Below are 23,105 nucleotides of genomic sequence, written 5' to 3' on the forward strand. Positions count from 1 at the left end.
TTTACTTCTGCGGAAGATCATTAAAAACAAAAAAGCCGTTAACTTTCGTCAGCGGCTTTATAACAAAACAAATAAATGTGGTTTAGGTTAATTATTAATATTCTTCTGCTATAATTTCGTAGAAATCTCTGATAGGCTGAAATTGCGGATGTAAAGAAACCACATCACCAAAAACCAGTAATGCCGGGGCGGTAATTCTTTTATCTTCTACAACCTCTGCAATGGTATCAACAATGCCTACTGCTATTTTTTCCTGTGGCGTAGAACCATTTTGAATTACTGCTACTGGTAAAAGGTTTTTATTTTCAGCCTGAAAAATGGCTGCAATTTCTTTCACTTTCTCAATACCATTTAAAACGACAATTGTTGCTTTTGTTTTGGCAGCAATGTATAAATCTTCTGAAATTTCTCCCTGCGCATTTGTTCCGGTTACTGCCCAGAAACTTTCGCTAAGGTCTTTATAAATCATTGGTATTTTCTGTAAGCTTGGTGCTCCTGTTGCGCTAGAAATACCAGGAATAATTTCTGTAGGGATGCTGTACGATTCTGCGGCATCGATTTCTTCGTAACCTTTTGCAAAGAAAAACGGGTCACCACTTTTTAAACGAACTACGTGACCGTAGTTTAAAGCATAATCGATAACCAATCTGTTAACAGCTTCCTGTGAGAAATTCTCATCATCAGTACGCTTTCCAACGAAAACTTTTGGAATACCATCTGGTGCATGACACAATAAAGCTTCGTTCACATTTGCATCATATAAAACAACATCAGCTGTTTTTAATGCTTTAACACCTTTTAAACTAAACAAATCCGGGTCGCCAGGACCAGCACCGATTAGTGTAATTTTTGGTTCAATGTTCGCTTTTTCTACTTTATTTAAAATCATGGCAGTAACAAATTAGCTCGTGATAATTTTTATTAATTATACAAATATATAAAGTCTATAGAAATTGTAGTAATTTATTTTAAAATATTTTAATTTTATAACATATCTGCAAGAAACAAATCGATCAGTTAGATCAATTCGCTGAAAATCAAAACAATATGCACGGAATCCATTTTCTAGAAAAGATTACTTACAAGGTACTTCCTCGAAAGTAAATTTACCTGCCTCATAATTAATCGGCTTGCCTTTTACAAAATAAGATCTACCCAGTGTAGTTTCTATCTGGGCAACACCCATTATTAATTTACCATCTTTCTTTAAAAACGCAAGTGGGTTGGTAAATGCTCTCGTGGTATCGCCACCAGTATTAAAGCGATAATCAACCAGTAAAGTATCGCCATTAAACTTGCCATTTAAAATACCATTATTCTGTGGCTTTTCGGCATACTTAACCAGCAAGGAACCCGTAACTTTTCCTGAAGCCAAAGTCTTAACAATCATTGCAGCACTATCTTTTTCAAAAGATGATGTATAACAGGTTTGGTTAGTTACTGAGTCTACTTTGGCACCATTTGCTTTGTTATCTGAAGAATTGCAAGCATAAAAAAATGGAAAAGCAGTAATAGCGAGGTAAATAATTTTGTTTTTCATCTTATGATTTTTTAAAGATTAACAGTTATCAAATATAAAAATACGATGAAAAGTTTTATTCATTTCCATAATGATAAGACCATAATCTTTATTTTTTTCTCATAAAATTTGTAGTCATATCTGTAGCTTTATAAAAGAAAAACGGGGCTATTGTTTTTCAATGCCCCGTTGAAATTGCTTTCACCTCAAATTTTAATCGAGGCTTTCATTATTATATTTGGTTGTGGTTCTACTGTACAATGACATACTCCATCTCCCCTTTATATTTTATTTTAACTATTCTACTGCTGCTCTAAACATTAAAGCACCTACTGTTAAATTAGTTCGGCTATCTATTAATATTGCTGAACCATTTGCTCGATTATCATCGTATAAATCAAATGCTAAAGCATCAGCTGTTTTAACGATTACGCGACCGATATCATTTAATTTAAATTCGTCGGCTGGATGTTTTTCTAAAGTATTAATATCAACCTTGTGGAGAATTTCACTGATTTTACATTTCGTAACCTTGCTATTATGCTGAATTAGATACATAATAGAGGTATCTAAAGCACGGCCGTCCATCCAGCATAAATCGGCTTCAATTAATTTAGATTCCTGAGGTAAAGCAGTTGCATTTACAATAGTATCGCCACGGCTGATATCTACATCATCTTTTAGATGAATGGTAACCGACTGCCCGGCATGTGCGGCAGTTGATGTATGGTCAAAAAACTCTATCTTTTCTATAGTTGAACTTGCGCCTGATGGCAAAACAGTCACCTTATCATTCACATTAAATGTACCGCTTAGAACGCGACCAGCATAACCACGATAATCATGCAGTTCATCTGTTTGAGGACGGATAACCCATTGCACAGGCATGCGGGCTAACTGTGATTTTTCCAGGTGATCAGTATCTACTTTTTCTAAGAAGTGCAATAAACTTTCACCTTCGTACCATGGCATGCGCTCTGAATTTTGAACAACATTATCTCCTTTTAGCGCACTAACGGGGATAAAGTTCACATCTGTAAGTCTGAGTTGCGCTGCTAAGACCTTGTATCTATCCAGGATCGCATTATAAGTCTCTTCACTATAATCTACCATATCCATTTTATTGATACAAACCACTACATGTTTAATACCCAATAAAGAAACTAAGTAAGAATGGCGGATAGTTTGCTCAACAACACCATTTCGGGCATCGATTAAAATGATTGCCAGATTAGCTGTTGATGCTCCTGTAACCATGTTTCTGGTGTATTGAATATGGCCGGGCGTATCGGCAATAATGAATTTACGCTTATCGGTTTGGAAATATTTGTAGGCTACATCAATAGTAATACCCTGCTCGCGTTCTGCTCTTAAACCATCTGTTAAAATGGCTAAATCTATTGTTCCATCATCGTTTTTTCGGTTAGAACTTTGCAAAGCCTCCAACTGATCGGCTAAAATAGAGTCTGTATCATATAACAAGCGGCCAATTAAGGTACTTTTACCATCATCTACACTGCCCGCTGTGAAAAATTTTAATATGTTCATTTTTTATAGTATTAAGATATTAGTATCAAGTATCAAGACAAATTGTAGTCTATCACTTCCATACTTATACTTAGCTTAAGTTAAATTATCTAAAAGGTTTAATTGCATCCCATCTTGATACCTGATACCCCAACTTGATACTCCCTTAAAAATATCCTCCCTTTTTCCTGTCTTCCATTGCGGCTTCAGAAACTTTATCATCCATCCTTGCACCTCGTTCAGAAATTTTTGAAGCACTGATTTCTGAGATAATGTCATCAATTAATGTTGCTTCAGATTCAACTGCGGCAGTGCATGACATATCGCCTACAGTACGGAAACGCACTTGTTTTCGGAAAATAAAATCGTCTTCATCCATATTCAGGAACGGAGAAGCCGCCATTAACTGCCCATTTCTGGTAATCACTTCTCGCTCATGAGCAAAATAGATACTCGGTAACTCAATATTTTCTCTACGAATATAATTCCAAACATCTAACTCCGTCCAGTTGCTGATGGGGAAAACCCGTACATTTTCACCTTTGTGGATTTTACCATTATAAATATTCCATAATTCAGGCCGCTGGCGTTTTGGGTCCCACTGGCCAAATTCATCGCGAACAGAAAATATTCTTTCTTTAGCTCTTGCCTTTTCCTCGTCTCTACGGGCGCCACCAATACAAGCATCAAACTCATATTTCGCAATTGTATCCAACAGCGTAACGGTTTGTAAAGCATTTCTGCTGGCATTCTTACCTTTTTGTTCCACAACTTTCCCCTGATCAATCGATTCCTGAACGGAGCCAACAATTAGCTTTTCACCAATTCTTTCAACCATTTTATCACGATAATCTATCGTTTCCTGAAAATTGTGGCCAGTATCAATGTGAACTAAGGGAAAAGGAAATTTCCCTGGACGAAATGCTTTTTCGGCTAAACGAACTAATGTAATCGAATCTTTTCCACCTGAAAATAACAAGGCGGGTTTTTCAAATTGCCCTGCCACTTCGCGTAAAATGTGAATGGCCTCGGCCTCTAATTCATCTAAATAATCAAAATTATAGTTACTCATTTATTAAGTTCTGATTGATTGAATACCGAATAATTGAATATGACTTTATATTTCATTACAATCATTCAAACATCAATTGTTATATCATTTGTTGTTAATCCTGTTGTTTGTAAGCCTTTAGGCCTTCTCTATAGCATGTAAGCCACACTCTTTTTTACTTTGGTCTTCCCACCACCATCTTCCTGCCCTGAAATCTTCGCCGGGTTGCACAGCCCTTGTACATGGGGCGCAACCAATGCTCGGGAAGCCCTTATCGTGTAAAGTATTATAAACGATGTTGTTTTCCTTAATGTAGTTTTTCACATCATCCAGCGTCCAGTCGAAAATCGGGTGAAATTTGATCAATTGATTCCCTTCATCCCATTCTAAATCGTGCATATCTTCCCGGTTCGGGCTCTGCTCAGCCCTAATTCCCGTTACCCAGATTTCGTTACCTTTCAATGCTCTTTTTAAAGGTTCAATTTTCCGGATAAAGCAACACTCTTTTCTATTTTCTACCGATTCGTAGAAACTGTTCGGTCCTTTTGTATTCACCATATCCTGCAATAATTCGTTTTGCGGATAATAAGCGTGAATCGGTTTATTGTATACTTCTAAAGTACGGTTCCATACATAATAGGTCTCCGGAAAAAGTCGCCCTGTTTCCAAAGTGAATACCTTTATCGGAATATTATTCGAAAAAATTAAATGCGTAATGGCCTGGTCTTCCCAACCAAAACTGGTAGAAAAGATTATCTTACCGGCAAATTTATCTGCCAGGAACCTCAACTTATCTACTGTAGATAAGCCTGCTAATTCTTGTTTTAACCCCGCTATATCCATTACTAAATTAATTTTAAAATAAACATAATTACACTGCGCAAACTTACAATCATAACAATAATGCCAACGGCTACCATAATGGTTTTTGCTGAAATTTTGTTTGAAACCCTCGCAGCAATTGGCGATGCTATGGCACTACCAATAATAAGGCCAACAACTGCTTCCCAGTGCTTGCCACCCAACATTGTAAAGAATGTTAAAGAGCTTAATGTTGCAATAAAAAACCGACTGATTTTTACTGTTCCCAATGAAAAAAGCGGATGACGGCCACCGGCAATTAAACTTGAAAGTACAATTGAACCCCAACCACCGCCAAAAGCAGCATCGATAAAACCACCAAGAAAACCCAATAAGCCGATTTTTTTAATTTTCTGATCGGCTTTTTTTCTTTTGATGTTAAATGCTTTCATCAGGATTACTCCACCTAAAAATAAGGTGTAAACAGCAACAACAGGCTTAACATAAGAACTGTAATGTTCTAAAGAGGATAAAATATATGCGCCTAAAACCGCACCGATAATTGCCGGAAGTATCAGGATTTTAAACAATTTCCAGTTCACATTACCCATGCGATAATGCATCCAGCCGGCAATGCCATTGCTCATTACTTCGGAAATGTGGATGGCCATACTTGCAGATGCGGGTGGTAAACCCATTGCCAGAGAGAATGATGCTGTAGTTACACCATACGACATTCCAATAGCGCCATCAATCAGGGCAAATACAAATCCTGCTCCTAAAAACCAGTAAAACAATGGGTCGATATTAATCAGGAAAGATTGAAATTCCGGCTCAGTATTCCATAGCGTGGCGCCGATTGTTCCTATCAATAAAATTGAAGTCAGCCAGATCAGCCATTTGATATTACGTTCAGCAAAACTTTTTTTAGGATTTATTAAGCTCTCTGTAACTTTATTCAGCTTTTTAACCTTTGCCGAAAAATCGCCGTTTAAGGTTTGACGCAAGGCACTCATGTTTTGCAATGTTTCATCCAGTTCCTGAGGAATACCTTCATTCAAAATCTGCTTTAAACGCTTTGCAATGGTTGGCGACTTACCGTTGGTAGAAATAGCAATTTTTAAGTCGCCTTTCTGCACAATAGAACCGAGATAAAAATCACATAAATCAGGTTTATCTGCCACATTAATAAGTAAACCTTTTTCGTGTGTAACCGCCCTTATTTCTTCATTCAAAATATTGTTATTTGTTGCTGCAAATACAATATCGATGTTTTCAAGATCCGAAACATCAAAACTTTTTTGTTTCACTTTAATTTGAGGGTAATCTGCAACGAGTGCACAAACCTCCTGCGAAACAGTTTCGGCAACAATAGTAATTTTAGCACTATGGCTGTTATTTACAATTGCCGTTAATTTTTCCAGACCAATATTTCCTGCACCAATTAATAATGTACGCAGCTTGTTCAGCTTTATAAAAACCGGAAAAAGCTGGTTACCTTTCTCCTCTTCAGAGAAAGTTGCCGCATTATCTTGTTGGTTAGGCAATACTTGCATACTGTTTTATTAAGTTTTTAAATGATGGATGTAATGAAACAACTTCTCCAAAAATCAATAATGCTGGTGCTTTCACGCTTTCTTGCTGAACTAAACTTTCAATTGTATCAACCGTACCCACAACAAGTTTCTCTTCTTCAGATGAACCATTCTGCACCACTGCAGCTGGTAAATGATGTCTGCCCGCAGCTTTAAAAATCTCAACAATTTTTGAAAGCTTTTTCAGGCCCATTAATACTAAAACCGTTGCGTTCGATTCAGCCGCCTGATAAATATCATTTGATACTTCTCCTGAAGTTGTTGTACCTGTTATCACCCAGAAGCTTTCACTCAAACCACGATGTGTTACCGGAATTTGCTGCAGGCCAGGAACACCGATAGAACTCGATATACCCGGAATTACATCAACCGGAATACTGTAAGAAGCAGCATAATCCAATTCTTCATAACCTCGGCCAAAAACAAACGGGTCGCCACCTTTTAAACGTACCACATGGCCATAGTTTAAAGCATAATCGATCATTAGTTTATTAATGGTTTCCTGGGGATAAGAATGTTCACCCGAACGTTTTCCCACATAAACTTTAATGGCTTCAGCAGGTGCGTGTTCCAATAATGCTTCATTGGTTAATGCATCGTATAAAACCACATCGGCTTGCTGCAAAGCCTTAACTCCTTTTAAGGTTAATAAATCGGGATCTCCCGGACCAGCCCCTAAAAGCGTTATTTTTGATTCTTTATATATTTTTTGATCGCTCATGATTATGCTTTTATGGTTGCTCTTTTTTCTTTAATCTGATTTAAAAATTCTTCCGCCTGGTTAAAAAAGTTTTTTGCAAATGCTTCAGATGGTTCGTTTTTATTAATCTGCAAGACCAGATCTGAGAAGTTTGTTGGCAGGTTAAATTCTCCAGTTTCCACGTAGTGATTATCAAATTCTCTGATTACACCAACCTGTGTGCTGCTATTTATGCCTTTATCTAAAAGCAAAGATTTTGCTGCACTAACAAATGTGCTGTAGGTATGGTAAATGGCATCGGCATAGGCACCTTTCTCTAAATTTTGCTTGGCCCAATCAAATTTTTCATCAGCTTCCAGCAATAAGGTGGCTACTAAATCGATAACTACACCGGCACACTCACCAACACCGATTGCCGTAGCAAACTGCTCTACATGGCCCCAATCAACAAATTCTTCCTGCTGAAGATTGGTTAAATCAGCCAAAGGCTTTAATAACTGATAAAAGTGATCTTTACCCTTTCTATCATAATATTGATGAAAGTTTTCGTTTTCACCGGTATTAGCTTTGAAATCATTTAAAATAAAGTGAAGTACGCTGGTTGCTCTTTTAGATGGCACCTTAATTACACGTTCTGCAACACGACCAACACCATTACCAACTGTACCACCGCCAAGCATTACCTGCACTGCTGGAACAACTTTACCTTCGGCTTTAACAGAACTACCATGAAATCCAATTTCAGCTAAACCATGTTGCCCGCAGGAATTCATACAACCACTGATTTTTATCTTGATGTTCTTTTCGTAGATAAATTCAGGAAAATCAGTATAAATCACTTCCTCTAAAACCTCGGCAAGCGTCATTGAATTCGATATACCCAAGTTACAGGTATCGGTACCAGGACAAGTTGTAATATCGGCCAGGCTATCAAATCCGGCTGTGGTAAAACCAATTTTATTTAAAGCAACATATAATGAAGGTAAAGCTTCCTTACGAACAAACTTTAAAAGCAATCCCTGGTTTTGGGTTACCCTGATTTCATCGGCAACATAAGGTTTAATCGCTTCAACAAAAGCTCTTGCCTTATCAGTTTTAATATCACCAACCTGAACTTTAACATATACGGCATAGAAACCTTCTTGTTTTTGTTCAACAACATTAGTCGCCGACCAGTGCTTATAATGGCTATCATTTAAAATTTCAACAGCATCATATTCTCTGGTTTCGGGCAATGCAGGTTGAGGAACTGTAGCTCTGTCGATTACAAAAGTTTTAACTTTATTGGCTACACGCTCTTCAGCAACCAATCTTAAAACTTCTTCCAATCCTAGTTTTTGTACCAGATATTTTAAACGTGCTTTATTTCGGTTGGTACGTTCTCCATATCGGTCAAAAACCCTTAACACGGATTCGGTAAAGGGAATAAGCTGGTCTTCAGGTAAAAAATCGTTTATCGCACTTGCCAAAAAGGGCTGGGCGCCTAAACCACCTGCAAACAGAACCTTAAAACCGCGTTCACCTTGCTCATTAATTTTTGGAATAAAACCTAAATCATGGATATAACTAAAAGCAGTATCCCTTTCGCTTGAAGAGAAAGAAATTTTAATCTTCCTGCCCATTTCCTGGCAAATCGGATTACGCAGAAAGTATTTGAATACTGCATGGGCGTATGGAGAAACATCAAAAGGTTCCTCTTTATCGATTCCTGAATTTGGCGATGCCGTTACGTTACGTACCGTATTTCCACAAGCTTCTCTCAACGTGATATCATCCTGTTCGAGTTTTGCCCAAAGTTCAGGTGTTCTATCGAGGCTTACGTAGTGTAACTGAATATCCTGACGAGTAGTTAAGTGCAGGTTTCCACTGCCATACTCATCAGCTATATTCGCTATGCGTAATAATTGTTTAAAAGTTACCTTTCCAAATGGTAATTTAATCCGAATCATTTGTACACCGGGCTGCCTTTGGCCGTAAACGCCCCTGGCTAAGCGTAAGCTTCTAAATTTCTCGTCGTGAATGGTTCCATCCCGAAAAGCTTTAATCTTATTCTCTAAATCGATAATGTCCTGCTCGACAATATTGTTTTCGAGTTCTGTTCTGAAACTTTGCATATGTGTTGTTAGCTTTATCCAAAAAATGCCTCTCTTGTACCGAGAAGCATCCAATATTTTATACCAATAAATTATTAAAATACCCCCTTCTATTGTGTGTTACAACAATAGTTGATGGTTTTCATATAAATATTTGCTGACATAAAACTGTAATTCATCTTCCAAATATATAAAGTATATAGAAATAGTCGTAATTTTTATTAAAAAATATTACATTCGATGGATGAATTTCAAAATGAAGCGATTAAGAATTGGTGATATCGAGTTTTAAATTATCTTCCCTACCGATAACATCAGCGATGCTGGTTTCACTTAAAACCTTTAGTGTAGCATCCCTAACATCAATAAATGCGCTTCTAATCCCGCAGGTTTTTTCATCAACACATTCATCACATTTGTGGTAAAAATTTAAACTTGCACATGGAACCATTGCAATCGGGCCATCTGTAACCCGCATTACCTGAGCCAGTAGAATTTCTTCAGGCTTCTTGTTTAGACTGTAACCACCACCGGCACCTTTTTTACTGTATAAAAAGCCGGCATTGCGTAAATCTAACAAGATTTGTTCTAAGAATTTTTTTGGGATATGCTCTTCCTCAGCAATCTTCGAGATTTGCATTGGTGGTTTCTCTACATTTTTACCTAGTGCAACAAGTGCTTTAATGGCGTATTTTGTCTTTTTGGATAGCATATTTTGTACAAAGCTAGTAAAAGTATGTAATATATAAAATATGGCGTGATTACAGTTAATTAAACGCCAATAACAGCTTGTTTAATAAATCAATTAATAATCAGCAACCGTAAAAAAAGTGTAAGGAAAAACCTTCTCTGCATTATATCTGTCTTTTAGATTTACTTTTACCCAAAATCATTTTATGAGAAGGAGATTTAACCTCATACCAATCATCATATTTGCTGCATTGTTCGGCTTTCTGAATGCATATGTATTATCAGGATTAACAACAATAATTACAGACAAACTGTTTGTTGGAGCTTTCTGGATATTTATTACAGGGTTGGTAATATCTTTAGTTTTTGCCATAAGAAGTATGCAGGCAAAAGGAATAACTAATTTTTTCAAAATTGTTGGCCATTTGTTCCTGATTGTATTCGTAAGCGAAATCATCTTTTCAGTTATTTTAATTGCCGGAGATTTATATCGTTTAATATTAGGGATTACATCAAACTTTCAACCATCGGGTTTCCATTGGTTAGGCAGAAGTAGTTACTGGGTAGATTTTGCGTTTATTATGTTCTGCTTAACCATAGTAGTGTTTATTTATGGCATAGCCCGTGGTAAATATGCTTACCGTGTTATTAAACACACTTTATATTTTAATGATCTGCCACAAAGCTTTGATGGTTTTACGCTAACCCAAATATCAGATATACATGCCGGTAGTTTCACCAATCCAAAAGCAGTACAAAAAGGCATCGATTTAATAAATGCTCAAAAAAGCAATTTATTTGTTTTTACTGGCGACCTTGTTAATAACGCGGCGTCAGAAATTGTTCCTTATATCGGCCATTTCTCGCAAATAAAAGCGCCTTTCGGACAGTTCTCGGTTCTGGGAAATCATGACTATGGCGACTATATTAAATGGCCAACAGAAGCCGATAAGATTAAAAACTTGCAGCAGTTAAAAGCTTATCACGCAGAACTGGGTTTTAAATTATTATTGGATGAGCATGTAGAACTACATAAAAACGGAGATAAGATTATTCTCGCCGGTGTAGAAAACTGGGGTGTTGGTTTTGGTGAAAGAGGTGATTTGAAAAAAGCACTTAGCGGAACACAAAATAACGATTTTAAAATTCTGCTATCTCATGATCCTACGCACTGGGAGGCGCAGGTTAAAGTATTTTCATCGAAAATTCAGCTTACGCTTGCAGGACACACGCATGGAATGCAATTTGGAATTGAAGCTTTTGGAATAAAATGGAGCCCGGTAAAATACCGTTATAAACATTGGGCCGGCTTAAAAAATGAGAACGGCAGATATTTAAACGTTAACCGTGGTTTTGGCTTCTTAGGTTTTTCGGGTCGAATTGGCATTTGGCCTGAGATTACCGTAATTGAGCTTAAACGTAAAACAGATGGTTAGCGATTGAATAAAATCTTATATTGTTCCGTAAATCCTGATGATGAGAACATTGATTTTAATCTTACTGAGCACTCTTTTCTTCCAGAAACCAACGATCGACAATAATAAGGACAGGTGGAAACCATACTACCTGAATGGAACACCGGCACAAACTGCCGACAACTGGCTACTTCCATTTGCAGCATCGAGCAGAAAAGATGTCAAAAGCATTAAAGTTATTAGCATATTCGGCGACCACAGGGATAGCTTTTACAAAGGCCATATTCATACTGCGATCGATATCAATCCGTCGCAACCAAAAAGCAAGCTGGTAGCAGTTTATTCAATGGCTAATGGAATGGTTTGTTCTATTCATCTTGGTGAAAACCAGCGTACCGTTGTTATTAAGCACAAACTAAAAAATGGCTCGGTAATGTTTACAACCTATAAACACCTAAAAGAGGTTTATGTTAATATTGGACAACAGGTTACGCCAAACACCAAACTGGCCCGTTTATTTACAAAAGAAGAAAGCAAGAAATACGGTGGGGATTATCATCACCTTCATTTAGAAATCCGCAAGAAATTTGACGATTATGGCTGTGCCAGCTGGTTAACCATGAATAAAGTACAGCTTAACGAACGTTATTATAATCCTCAGATTTTTATCAAAGAAAATATAAAGTTGTAAAATTACCCGCTATATTTTCCTTTAATTTGAAACTGTAAAAATCATTCATCAGAAAAATAAAAACCTAAATGAGCAATATAGATTTATCAAAGCGATATGATAGTATGAGTTATCGCCGTAGCGGAAAAAGCGGGCTAAAACTACCTGAACTTTCGCTTGGTTTATGGCATAATTTCGGACATGTAAATGTTTATGAAAACAGTAAAAAACTTATAGAAACAGCTTTTAGCCAAGGCATAACACATTTCGATTTAGCCAACAATTATGGCCCGCCTCCCGGTTCGGCTGAAGAAAATTTCGGTAAAATTTTAGCAGAGAACTTCAAAAGCTATCGCGATGAAATGATTATTTCATCGAAGGCTGGTTATACCATGTGGGATGGCCCTTATGGCGATTGGGGCTCAAAAAAATACCTTGTTTCGAGTTTAGACCAGAGTTTAAAACGGATGAGGCTTGATTATGTGGATATTTTTTATCACCATCGCCCTGATCCAGAAACACCTTTGGAAGAAACCATGGCTGCTTTAAACCTTATTGTTCAGCAAGGCAAAGCACTTTATGTAGGGATTTCTAATTACCCTGCCGAAGATGCAGCCAAGGCTTTCAAAATATTAAAAGATATGGGTACGCCGTGCCTAATTCATCAGCCAAAATATTCGATGTTCGAAAGATGGGTAGAAGACGGCCTTATGGATGTGCTTGAAGCTCATGGTGTGGGTTGTATTCCTTTTTCTCCACTAGCGCAGGGTTTACTCACCGACAGATATCTTCATGGTATCCCAGCAGATTCGAGGGTTGCTACGAGTGGTGTGTTCTTAAATGAACGTAACTTAACGCCTGAGAAATTAAGCATTATTTCAAAACTTAACGATGTTGCGAAATCAAGAGGACAGAAACTGGCGCACATGGCAATTGCATGGTTGCTTAAAGATGAACGTGTAACATCTGTTTTAATTGGGGCAAGTAAACCTGAACAGGTTACCGATTCGATAAAAGCTTTGGATAATATTCGTTTTAGCAGTGAAGAACTCCAAAAGATAGATTCGATTTTAGCAGGTAAAGCATAAAAAAGCGGCCATCCAAAAAAAGGATGGCCGCTTATCTTTTTTATCGGAATCTATTTTGAAAACTTATAAACAGAACTTGTTTTATAAACTTGCCCCGGTTTTAATGTCGTTGTAGGAAATTGTGGTTGATTTGGCGAATCAGGAAAATGTTGGGTTTCCATGCAAAATGCTGTCCTGAAATCATCCTTAACACCAGTTTTGAAAGTATTTTTACTTTGCATAAAATTACCACTATAAAACTGTAATCCTGGTTCCTGTGTATAAACATCCATTACAATCCCTGACTTGTCGCCCTTAACAGTTGCTGCATGATACATGCCTTCTGCTTTTGTTTTATTTAAAACATAATTGTGGTCGTAACCTTTACCATTGGTCAACTGTTCATTCTTATCTTCGATATTGGCACCGATTGTTTTCGTTTTTGTAAAATCGAAAGGTGTACCAGCAACTTTTTCCAGTTTACCTGTCGGAATTAGCGTCGAATCAACCGGTGTATATTCGTCGGCATAAATCTGTACCTCATGCTTTAAAACATCGCCACTTCCCTCTCCGTTAAGATTGAAAAATGCATGGTTTGTTAAATTCAAAACAGTTGTTTTATCTGTTGTAGCAACATAATCCATCTTTAATTCATTATTATCCGTTAAAGTATAAGTTACTTTAACATCGAGGTTTCCTGGAAATCCTTCTTCCATGTCTTTCGATAAATAATGGAATTCTATAGTATGCTCATTTACTTGTTTTGCATCCCATACTACATACTGATAACCTTTTTTACCTCCATGCAAAGTATTTACGCCATTGTTTGTAAATAAGGTATAATTTTTACCATCTAAAGAAAATTTTCCTTTTGCAATGCGATTGCCATAACGCCCTATTGTTGCTCCAAAATAAGGTTCAGTAGATTTTTCATAACCATTAACACTTCCAAAACCAACAACAACATCGGTCATTTTTCCGTTTTTATCCGGAACAACTAAACTCACCAAACGGCCACCATAATTTGTAAATACGGCTTCGGCATTGTTTACATTTTTTAAAGTATAAAGCGCAGTAGGCTTACCATCGATTTCTTTTTTAAATGAATCGGCTACAAGTTTTACTACTGCAGAGCTATCTGCTTGTGTACTATCATTTGATTTCTTTTGCGTTTCTGACTGGCAGGAGGCAAATGCAATTGCAGCAATGGCTAATAATGAAAGGGATTTAAATTTCATAAGAATGATGAGAATTGGTTAGTACTTTTTAATTGAGATTAAATCTATTAAAACGTTTTAGAATAACGATTTAAATCTATAATATTTTTACAGTTATTTTTTTCATTCTGAAGAAAACATTATTGTCAATTATTTGTTTATCAAAAAGATAAACAGCCCCAGATATGAACCAGCAAATTATTCTAGATCCAAGAGATGAATTTATCGGTATAGCCGAAGAACAAGACAGAAATTATTGGGCCGAAAGATTAGGTGTAAGTATAGAAACACTAAAATCGGCAATCAGGGCAAGCAAAAGTACTGCACTGGAAAGTGTAAAAAACTATCTGGCTCAAAAGAATAAATAAGCTAACAGATTTCATTTCCAGAATATTAACTGAATAAACAAATTATTTATTCAGTTAATAACGTTTTGTATCACAATTATCCTGGTTCTTCCTCCGGAAATTCTTCTTTAAGCTTTGTAACAACTTTAGAAATTGTATCTTCTATAAGCTGTAATGATGCTGGTATAGAAACGTCATTTATACGTTCTCTGCCCAAAGTTTCAACATCACGAATTACTTTTTGTAAAGGCATTATACCTAAATTATCGATATTCGATTTAAGTTTATGGGCAATAGCACCCATTTGTTCCAAATCGCCAGCTTGATAAGTCTCGATCATTTCCTGCACGGTTATAGGTGTTTGCTCGCAAAACATATCTACCATTTTCTTAACAAACACTTCCCTTCCCTTGCTGATGGTTCTTAATCCGGCCAAATCGTAAAGCACTTCATCTTCTTCCTGCGTAAACTGTTCCATAATATTATGAGTATTTGGCTGACTCTCATCTGCCGAGGTTATCCACTTATCAATAGTTTTTAAAAATTCTTCTTCATTAATTGGCTTGGTAATATAATCGTTCATGCCTGCAGCTATACATTTTTCTCTTTCACCTTTAATGGCTGAAGCGGTTAACGCGATAATCGGTGTGTTTATATTAAGTTTACGAAGCTTTTTAGTGGTTTCATAACCATTCATTACCGGCATTTGAATATCCATCAGTATCACATCAAAGGTTTCCCGGGCTATCATTTCAAGTGCAATTTCACCATTTTCAGCAACCATTACCGTGGCGCCGAAATCTAGAAGTAATATTGAAGCTACAAGACGGTTCAAATCGTTATCATCTGTAACCAGCACCTTTTTTCCAATAAGAAAATCTTCGCTGAATTCGGTTTCCTCTTTTTCTGGCATATCTGCAGATTTGCCTTTTGGTAATTCAACCACAAATGAAATTGTTGAACCTACGCCTTTCACACTTTCTACAAAAATCTCCCCACCCATTTGCTCAATTAACTCGCGACAAATACTCATGCCTAAACCAGTACCACCGTATTTACGGCTTACAGACTCGTTTTCCTGGCTAAATTTATCGAAAAGATGTTCTACGAAAGCAGCATCCATACCTATACCAGTATCGACCACAGAAACATGTATAACCTGCGAATTAGGTTTATCTGCAATTACACGACATATTAAATCAACTGAACCTTTTTCGGTAAACTTAACAGCATTTGTCATTAAATTAAGTAACACCTGATTTAAGCGATACGGATCGCCGATTAGTACGGGTGCAATATTTCCATCGAAATGGAAATTATTTAAGTCCAGGCCTTTTTCTTCACCTTTATGGGTAATTACCTGCATTGCATTCTGAAGTACATCAATCAGATTAAAGCCTATATTTTCAAGGCTAAGTTTACCTGCATCAATTTTCGATAAATCGAGTACATCGTTAATAATTACCAGTAAGCTTTTTGAAGCAGTATGTATGGTTTCTAAATAAAACTCCTGCTGGGGTTCGAGGTTGGTTTTGGCCAGTTGGTTTGCCATACTCATAATGGCATTCATTGGAGTTCTGATTTCATGGCTCATATTTGCCAAGAATATCTCTTTAGAATGGGCCGATTGTTCTGCTTCAATCCTAGCCTCAACCAAATCAGTTTCCTGCGTTTTCTGATTGGTAATATCCAGGTGAATTCCAATCGAACCTACCAGTTCGGCCTTATCGTTATAGCGAGGGGCACTGCTAATCAGCCACCACTTTTTATCGCCACTCTTATCCCTTGTTTCTACTTCATAGGCATCAGCAAGCCCATTATCACTACTTTTATTTTTTTCCCTCTCTGCATTAGCATCATCATTTACCAGGAATAATTCTGCAAAATTCTCACCAATAAGCTCAGGCATTGAATAACCGCTCATATGACAGAAACTATTATTAGCATAAGTTATTCGTCCATCATTGTCGACCTCAAGTAAACCGAGTTTCATATTAGCGAGAATACTTCTGTATTTTTCCTCGTTAATACGTAATGATTCTTCTATACTTTTACGCTCAGTGATATCAGCCATAAAGCCGGTAAAAATTTTCGAATCATCCTGATCTGTATAAGAATAAGATGAATGTACGGCATACCAACGTGTATTTAAGCCAGGAATCGTGATTTCGGATTCATCGTAAAATGGCTCGAGCGTATTCCGGCTGTGCTGCTGTTTAATATTAATTCTTTCCTGGTCAAGAGGTGCAATATATTTCTGGTTCCAGAATTCTTCAGGCGTAATTCCGAAAACACGTTTAATAGCAGGACTGATGTACCTTAATCCATCAGTTCCATCAGCACGGTATTCATATTCATAGATTACACCTGGTATGTTTTCTGAAAGTGATTTAAATTGTCTTACCCGTTGCTCAAGTTCTTGTTCTGTCCGTTTAATTTGTGTAATATCTGTATGTGTTCCAACTACGCGGAGCGGCCTGCCATTCTCATCTTTTTCGATAACAACCCCCATATCCAATACCCACTTAATATCCCCGTTTTTATGAATAATACGATATTCTTCGTTATGTGTATCGATTAACCCTCTTCTATACTTTTTAAAATTAGTAACCAATAAATGAAAGTCATCTTTATGAACATGATCCCACCAGTTCGATTCGCTCTGCTCAAGCTCATTTTCATTGTAGCCCCAAAAGTCATTATTGGTTTTAGAGAAGAAAGTTTTACCGGTTATAAAATCGTGTTCCCAAACATTCCCTATCTTTTCAAGAGCTATCCTGAAGCGGTTTTCAGATTCTTTAAGTCGTTCCTGGGCCTCTTTTTCATTTGTAATATCCTCAATTACGGCAAAGAAACCCGTAAGCTCTCCATTCTGATTATGGATAGGTTGTCCTTTTATACGTGCCCAATATGGTTTACCTGATTTCGCATAGTTGTAAATGTCTGCGCTGAAATTTTCACCTTTAGCTACGCACTCATTTAAATAATCCAAAGTTTCGCTACTGGTATTAGGCCCATGTAATAAGTGTTCAGGTTTTTTGCCAATAGCCTCATCAAAAGTATACCCCGTCATGTTGGTAAAACTTTGATTTACCCACGTTATTAAATCTGCGCTATCAGTAATAATTACAGTATTTGTATTTACCTCAGCAATTTGAGATAGGATTAACAACTGTTCTTGTTGCTCCCTTAATGCTTTTTTCTGTCTAGCTACACTGTCCAGGTCTGTTGATTCAATGCCGGCGAAAAAAAACAAATTATCGCTCAGTAAATATTCAAAGTCCCCCTCTATTAACACATTCGAATTAAATAAACTGTTTAGCGTTACCTGTTGGCCGCTTAAAGTTTTAAGAAATTGACTTATATGTTCGCTTTGATTAGCATCATTAATGTTAAAATGCTCAAAAAATAATTTGTTAGAAAGTTCAAGCCCTAATTTATCAAAGCCATCCCCACAAGATTTGATAGTCAAATCACTGTTGATAATAATATGAAATGGAAATAATCGGTTAAGTTGATCTTTATTAAAAGAAAAGAGGGACGCACTCATATTTTTCAACGATAATTTATTATTTGAGATTTTGGTCTCAAAGAGAGTTTAATTTTTAGTAGATGATTTCTTCTTCGCCCCTTATAATGAAAAATAATTGTTACTTAAGAAGTAAAAAGAAATTAAAGATATAAGTTTAAAATTTAAAAATATATATTGCCAAAAAGTTTTAAGAAAGCAGTATAATTCCAAAGTTAAATTTTGAAGCTTTCGTCTAAAATAATCAAAAAAAAAGCTTTATTACCCTCTAATTTTGGCACAAGACTTTATTTTCGTCAAAAAAAATATTTTTTCAAAATATTATTCCAACAAATTGATTTGTAATTAGAATGGTTTTTTATATCATTGCACAAAATATCATCACCTGTTATATACTTTATAGGCTTGATTGTCGAAAAACGGCAAGATATTCAAATAATGGTTATATTATTGATACTATAATAGATAGAACTGGTTTTTTGTTAAACTCCAAAACAAATGAAACCGATCTTAACAACGCTACTACACAAATATCCAAAGGAATTTTATGCTGATGCATTTCTTCCTCTTAGAAATTATGTAGAGCACCTTACTAAAGGTTATCATTTTATTTGTTAAAGAAAGATTAATCAGTCCCAACAATAAAGCATAGATTTATTAGTTTTAAAAACCTAACAACAAATTTTTACGTTATTTAATAGCTTTAGTTTAAACCACGTTCTAAAAAATGAATTCATCAGGTACACGAAAAATCAAAATTCTAATTGTAGAAGATGATATTTTCATGCAAGCTATCCTCGAGGAGATTTTAAGTTCTACTTATGATATTGATATCAGATCGAATGGTATGGACGCACTTTCTTTTCTCCAGAACGGGAATATCCCTGATTTAATTATTGCCGACTTAAATACACCTAAACTAAGCGGATTGGAATTAATTGAGCAGGTTAAAGTAAGTGATTTTTTCAATTCCGTTCCAATAATCATTTTATCTGGTGAAGAAAGCTCGGATAAACGAATAAAATGTTTGGATGCCGGCGCTGATGATTTTATTGTAAAACCTTTTAACCCTGCCGAATTAGAAGCAAGAATTAGAGTTGTTTTAAGAAGAATGGGCAAATTGAGTGCATAATTTTATGAGTGAAGAATTTTACGCTCCGCCAGGCACACCAATAATTGCTTTAGTTGGCTTCGAAAATGCTTTTGCAGAAATGTTTGCAGAATGCGATTTTGGAAGCAATGAGTTAATGCACTTCGAGAATGGAATGAAGATGGTTAACACCTGGACGGAACAGCATCTTAATATCGTTGCTATCATCTCGTACAGCGAAATTATGGCTCCGGCCGGTTTGGCACTTGTAGAAACTTTAAAAAAGAGAGAGCTTCCATTAGTTCCATTTTTCCTTGTTGTAAACTATTTTAACCCTAACTTACGTAAACTCGCATTATCGGCTGGTGTTTCTGATGTTTTCAGAATTCCTTTAAAGTCGAACAGGGTAGAAAAGAGGGTCAACTTTTTAATAGACAACTGGATTTTACTAAAAGACAATATAAAAGCTGATGTGCCTCCAATAAAAAATATCGGCTTTGCAAAACGGGTTTTCGATATTTTCTTTGCAGGTTTAGCTCTTTTTATGCTGTCGCCTTTATTCCTGATTATCTATATTCTTATAAAACTAGAATCAAAAGGCCCGGTATTTTACTATTCGCTTAGGGCAGGTACAGGCTTTAAAGTGTTTAAATTCTATAAGTTCCGTTCGATGTTTGTAAATGCTGATCAGCGAATTAAAGATCTTAAACACCTTAATCAGTACGATATTGATTTGGGTAAAAAGGAAACTGACAACACAATTAAAGAGAGCTTGTGTAGCCAATGTGCTGCTGATGGCAAATGCCAGTACCCGCTTTATGCAGACAATATCCAATGGTGTGAAAAAGATTTCAAATATGCCAAAATAGCCAATTCTGGTTCTGCTTTTTTCAAAATTAAAAACGACCCGAGAATAACTAAAGTAGGTAATTTTATCAGAAATACTAGTATTGACGAACTTCCTCAGCTCTGGAATGTAATTATCGGTGATATGAGTATTGTTGGTAATAGACCCCTCCCGCTCTATGAAGCAGAAAAACTAACAACAGATAAATATGTTTTACGATTTGCAGCTCCTGCAGGAATTACCGGTTTGTGGCAAGTTGAAAAACGCGGAAAAGGAGATATGAGCGAAGAAGAAAGGCTAATGCTTGATAATACTTACGCTAAAAATCAAAGTTTTGCTAATGACATCAAGCTTATCCTGAAAACTATTCCGGCTTTATTACAAAAAGAGAATGTGTAACAACTAAGTTTCTTTAAAAAAATCTGAAAACACAAAACTATTTCTAGTTTCGCATTAAACAGATAAACAAAATCATCCATCATTAATTATTGCCTATTGAAAAATTTACTACTCGCCCTTGCATTAGTATTTTGTTCTTTTTGTGCAAAATCTCAGTACGTTTTTGAACAAGGTAATCTACCTGAAAAAATCTCCATCCTTAAATATGCATCTCTTGCTAATGTTGGTCAACAAAACTTAACAATTAAGCAGGTTATTGCTGATTCAATTAAGCTAAATTTTAAAATGCAAAACGGCAAACTTGCCAATTTAGGTTTTACAAGCAGTAATTACTGGTTAAAATTTACGATTAAGAACAATCTAAGGGTTCCAGTTTTATATTACCTGGAAACATCAGAACCCGTTACTGATAATACTAATTTGTATTTGATTGATGAGCAAGATAAAATTCAGGAAGAATTTAATGGTGACAACATTGCTTTTAGTAAAAAAAATGTAGCATCGCGAAAAACACTTTTCAAAATTGAACTCAATGCAGGCCAAACCAAGCAAGCCTATATTGAAATCAAAAATGATGGCGAAAAAAACACTTTACCCCTCTACCTGATAAGCCAGCAAAAGCTACTTAAAGATACCTACTATTACCAGCTTGTAATGGGTATATTTTACGGTATATTATTGATTATTGCTATAACCTACTTTTTCTTTTATTTCGCATTAAAAGAAATCTCTTTCCTGTATTATTCCTTATATGTAATTTTTGTAGGGCTTTGCCAGTTTACGCTTGATGGTTTCTATCACCAATACATTGGTACTGGTAATTCATGGCTTGATTTGCACATGGTTATAATTTCTGCAATTCTAAGCTGTTACTTCTTCGGCAAGTACAGCGAAGTTATACTCGACCTTAAGGAAAAAAATTATAATACCCACAGGTTATTTAGTGTTTTATATATCCTATTAGGGATTGTAATGATTGGCATTATTATTTTCCCAAGCTTTTTAAAGTACGCTTATCCGATAATTAACCTACTCACTTTTGCAGGAATGCTGTTAATCTTTTTGGCAATATTCTTCATCATCAAGCGAAAACAAACCTTAGATGTATTTTACACGGCGGGGATTGCTATATTATTCTTGTGCATACTGCTAGCCATACTCATGAATTTTGGCGTGTTTCCAGAACATTTTTCAACTGATAATATTACTAAACCTGGAATTGGCCTTGAAATCATTGCATTATCACTTTCAATGGCCAACAGGATCCGTTTACTTAAATCTAAAAAGGAAGAACTTCAAACCATTGCGCTCCAGAAATCTGAAGAAATGAATGATATAAAGTCTTACTTTCTATCGAACATGAGCCATGAGTTGAGAACCCCGCTTAATGCAATTCTTGGTTTAGCAGCAATAATGGAAAACGAAACCAATGATCCAAAAGTTAGGGCAAACTGCGAAGTAATCAAATATGCCTCCCATGGACTAATTTCGTCGGTAAATGATATTCTTGATTTCTCAAAAATTGAAAAGGGCGAGCTGGAACTTGAAAAATCCGAATTTAAGCCTTACGAAATATTTAATAAGCTTGCGTTAAGTGCTAAACGCCAGATTGAGGACAATGGTTTAGTATTTAATTTTTACAGTTCATTAAGCCCGGATACAACGGTAATCGGTGATCCAGTAAGACTTGAACAAATTGTATACAATGTTTTAAATAATGCGGCAAAATTTACTCAACATGGTTCAGTATCCTTTAAAACGAAATCTTCCTTCAATAACGATAACCTTAATCTAACCATCCTGATAAGCGACACTGGCGTTGGTATCCCTCCTCAAAAACTTGATTCAATTTTTGGTTTATTCTCTCAAACCACATTGGATAACAAGCGCAAATTTGGAGGATTTGGTATTGGATTAACCATTGTTAAGGCACTTGTTGATTTACATTTCGGAAAAATAGAAATTAAAAGCAAGCTGAATGAAGGAACAAGCTGCGAAATCTCATTAAGTTTTCCTGTTATTGTTAAGAAAGAAATGCCAGCAAATATTTATTCTGAGGATAATTATGATTTATTCGGCAAAAAAATACTTGTGGTTGAAGACAATCCGATGAATCAGATGATTATCCAAATGATGCTGGAGGATTGGAAAAACACAACAGTAAGCCTGGCAAATGATGGCTCGGAATGTTTGGAAATGCTGAAAACCGAACATTTCGATGTAATACTAATGGATTTGCAAATGCCGGTGATGGACGGTTACGAAGCTATTGAAGCAATAAGAAGCGGTAAAACCGGCTCTGATAAAATTAACATACCAATTATTGTAATCACTGCAGATGTTACGAAAGAAACTAAAGACAGGGTATACCATCTTGGCGCTAATGATTACATGAATAAGCCTGTTGACGACAAACTGATGTATCAGAAAGTGACCTCAGTATTGGTTGCATAAAAAAGGTTACTAAAACGATTTGTAACAGTTTAAACGCATTTTATTAGAAATAAATAAATTCAAAAACTATTTATTACTTTCGAAATAAAAAACC

General features: G+C 36.0%; 18 protein-coding genes. 7 read left to right on the forward strand and 11 right to left on the reverse strand.

Features of this window, described 5'->3' with window-relative positions; translation table 11 throughout:
* Nucleotides 1–94: 94 nt before the first annotated feature.
* From cobA (R2R71_RS14770) to R2R71_RS14810, 9 genes are all read right to left on the reverse strand, one after another.
* Nucleotides 95–889 (reverse strand): uroporphyrinogen-III C-methyltransferase, encoded by a 795-nt coding sequence (gene cobA, locus R2R71_RS14770; RefSeq protein ID WP_316832048.1) that lies wholly within the window; start codon nucleotides 887–889, stop codon nucleotides 95–97.
* A 186-nt stretch (nucleotides 890–1,075) separates the two neighbouring features.
* On the reverse strand, nucleotides 1,076–1,540 hold the full coding sequence (locus tag R2R71_RS14775; RefSeq protein ID WP_316832049.1) for a hypothetical protein: 465 nt from the start codon (nucleotides 1,538–1,540) through the stop codon (nucleotides 1,076–1,078).
* Nucleotides 1,541–1,816: 276 nt separating this feature from the next.
* Nucleotides 1,817–3,067: a sulfate adenylyltransferase subunit 1 gene (locus tag R2R71_RS14780; protein WP_316832050.1), complete on the reverse strand. Its 1,251-nt coding sequence runs from the start codon at nucleotides 3,065–3,067 to the stop codon at nucleotides 1,817–1,819.
* 145 nt (nucleotides 3,068–3,212) lie between these two features.
* Complete coding sequence (gene cysD / locus R2R71_RS14785) at nucleotides 3,213–4,118, reverse strand: sulfate adenylyltransferase subunit CysD (RefSeq protein WP_316832051.1); 906 nt, start codon at nucleotides 4,116–4,118, stop codon at nucleotides 3,213–3,215.
* Nucleotides 4,119–4,235: 117 nt separating this feature from the next.
* Nucleotides 4,236–4,940, reverse strand: a complete 705-nt coding sequence (locus R2R71_RS14790; RefSeq protein WP_316832052.1) for a phosphoadenylyl-sulfate reductase — start codon at nucleotides 4,938–4,940, stop codon at nucleotides 4,236–4,238.
* A gap of 2 nt (nucleotides 4,941–4,942) precedes the next feature.
* Nucleotides 4,943–6,454 (reverse strand): TSUP family transporter, encoded by a 1,512-nt coding sequence (locus R2R71_RS14795; protein WP_316832053.1) that lies wholly within the window; start codon nucleotides 6,452–6,454, stop codon nucleotides 4,943–4,945.
* Complete coding sequence (gene cobA, locus R2R71_RS14800) at nucleotides 6,438–7,214, reverse strand: uroporphyrinogen-III C-methyltransferase (protein WP_316832054.1); 777 nt, start codon at nucleotides 7,212–7,214, stop codon at nucleotides 6,438–6,440. Before cobA (R2R71_RS14800) ends, R2R71_RS14795 begins: the two co-directional genes overlap by 17 nt.
* 2 nt (nucleotides 7,215–7,216) lie before the next feature.
* Nucleotides 7,217–9,307, reverse strand: coding sequence for a HEPN domain-containing protein (locus R2R71_RS14805; RefSeq protein WP_316832055.1), 2,091 nt, complete (start codon nucleotides 9,305–9,307; stop codon nucleotides 7,217–7,219).
* A 244-nt stretch (nucleotides 9,308–9,551) separates the two neighbouring features.
* Nucleotides 9,552–9,998: an Rrf2 family transcriptional regulator gene (locus tag R2R71_RS14810; protein ID WP_316832056.1), complete on the reverse strand. Its 447-nt coding sequence runs from the start codon at nucleotides 9,996–9,998 to the stop codon at nucleotides 9,552–9,554.
* A gap of 184 nt (nucleotides 9,999–10,182) precedes the next feature.
* Between R2R71_RS14810 and R2R71_RS14815 the strand changes: the two genes are divergently transcribed.
* The 3 genes from R2R71_RS14815 (at nucleotide 10,183) to mgrA (ending at nucleotide 13,149) form a co-directional block, all read left to right on the forward strand.
* Nucleotides 10,183–11,412 (forward strand): metallophosphoesterase, encoded by a 1,230-nt coding sequence (locus tag R2R71_RS14815; RefSeq protein ID WP_316832057.1) that lies wholly within the window; start codon nucleotides 10,183–10,185, stop codon nucleotides 11,410–11,412.
* A 37-nt stretch (nucleotides 11,413–11,449) separates the two neighbouring features.
* A complete protein-coding gene (locus R2R71_RS14820) occupies nucleotides 11,450–12,082 on the forward strand; it encodes a M23 family metallopeptidase (protein ID WP_316832058.1) in 633 nt (210 codons plus the stop codon).
* Between the two features lie 68 nt (nucleotides 12,083–12,150).
* Nucleotides 12,151–13,149, forward strand: coding sequence for an L-glyceraldehyde 3-phosphate reductase (gene mgrA, locus R2R71_RS14825; protein WP_316832059.1), 999 nt, complete (start codon nucleotides 12,151–12,153; stop codon nucleotides 13,147–13,149).
* A gap of 50 nt (nucleotides 13,150–13,199) precedes the next feature.
* On the opposite strand, the gene R2R71_RS14830 is transcribed toward mgrA, so the two are convergent.
* Nucleotides 13,200–14,366, reverse strand: a complete 1,167-nt coding sequence (locus R2R71_RS14830; RefSeq protein WP_316832060.1) for an aldose epimerase family protein — start codon at nucleotides 14,364–14,366, stop codon at nucleotides 13,200–13,202.
* Nucleotides 14,367–14,530: 164 nt separating this feature from the next.
* Between R2R71_RS14830 and R2R71_RS14835 the strand changes: the two genes are divergently transcribed.
* On the forward strand, nucleotides 14,531–14,713 hold the full coding sequence (locus R2R71_RS14835) for a DUF3606 domain-containing protein (RefSeq protein WP_316832061.1): 183 nt from the start codon (nucleotides 14,531–14,533) through the stop codon (nucleotides 14,711–14,713).
* Between the two features lie 76 nt (nucleotides 14,714–14,789).
* Here R2R71_RS14835 and R2R71_RS14840 read toward each other — a convergent pair whose 3' ends face one another.
* Nucleotides 14,790–18,164, reverse strand: a complete 3,375-nt coding sequence (locus R2R71_RS14840; RefSeq protein ID WP_316832062.1) for a PAS domain S-box protein — start codon at nucleotides 18,162–18,164, stop codon at nucleotides 14,790–14,792.
* A 784-nt stretch (nucleotides 18,165–18,948) separates the two neighbouring features.
* On the opposite strand from R2R71_RS14840, the gene R2R71_RS14845 reads away from it, so the two are divergent.
* From R2R71_RS14845 to R2R71_RS14855, 3 genes are all read left to right on the forward strand, one after another.
* Entirely contained in the window at nucleotides 18,949–19,353 is a 405-nt protein-coding gene (locus tag R2R71_RS14845) for a response regulator transcription factor (RefSeq protein WP_316832063.1), read from the forward strand.
* A 4-nt stretch (nucleotides 19,354–19,357) separates the two neighbouring features.
* Nucleotides 19,358–20,557 (forward strand): sugar transferase, encoded by a 1,200-nt coding sequence (locus tag R2R71_RS14850; RefSeq protein ID WP_316832064.1) that lies wholly within the window; start codon nucleotides 19,358–19,360, stop codon nucleotides 20,555–20,557.
* A 96-nt stretch (nucleotides 20,558–20,653) separates the two neighbouring features.
* Complete coding sequence (locus R2R71_RS14855) at nucleotides 20,654–23,011, forward strand: hybrid sensor histidine kinase/response regulator (RefSeq protein WP_316832065.1); 2,358 nt, start codon at nucleotides 20,654–20,656, stop codon at nucleotides 23,009–23,011.
* The last annotated feature ends 94 nt before the right edge of the window (nucleotides 23,012–23,105 follow it).

This window comes from Pedobacter aquatilis, assembly GCF_032678405.1.
Taxonomy (GTDB): Bacteria; Bacteroidota; Bacteroidia; order Sphingobacteriales; family Sphingobacteriaceae; genus Pedobacter; species Pedobacter aquatilis_A.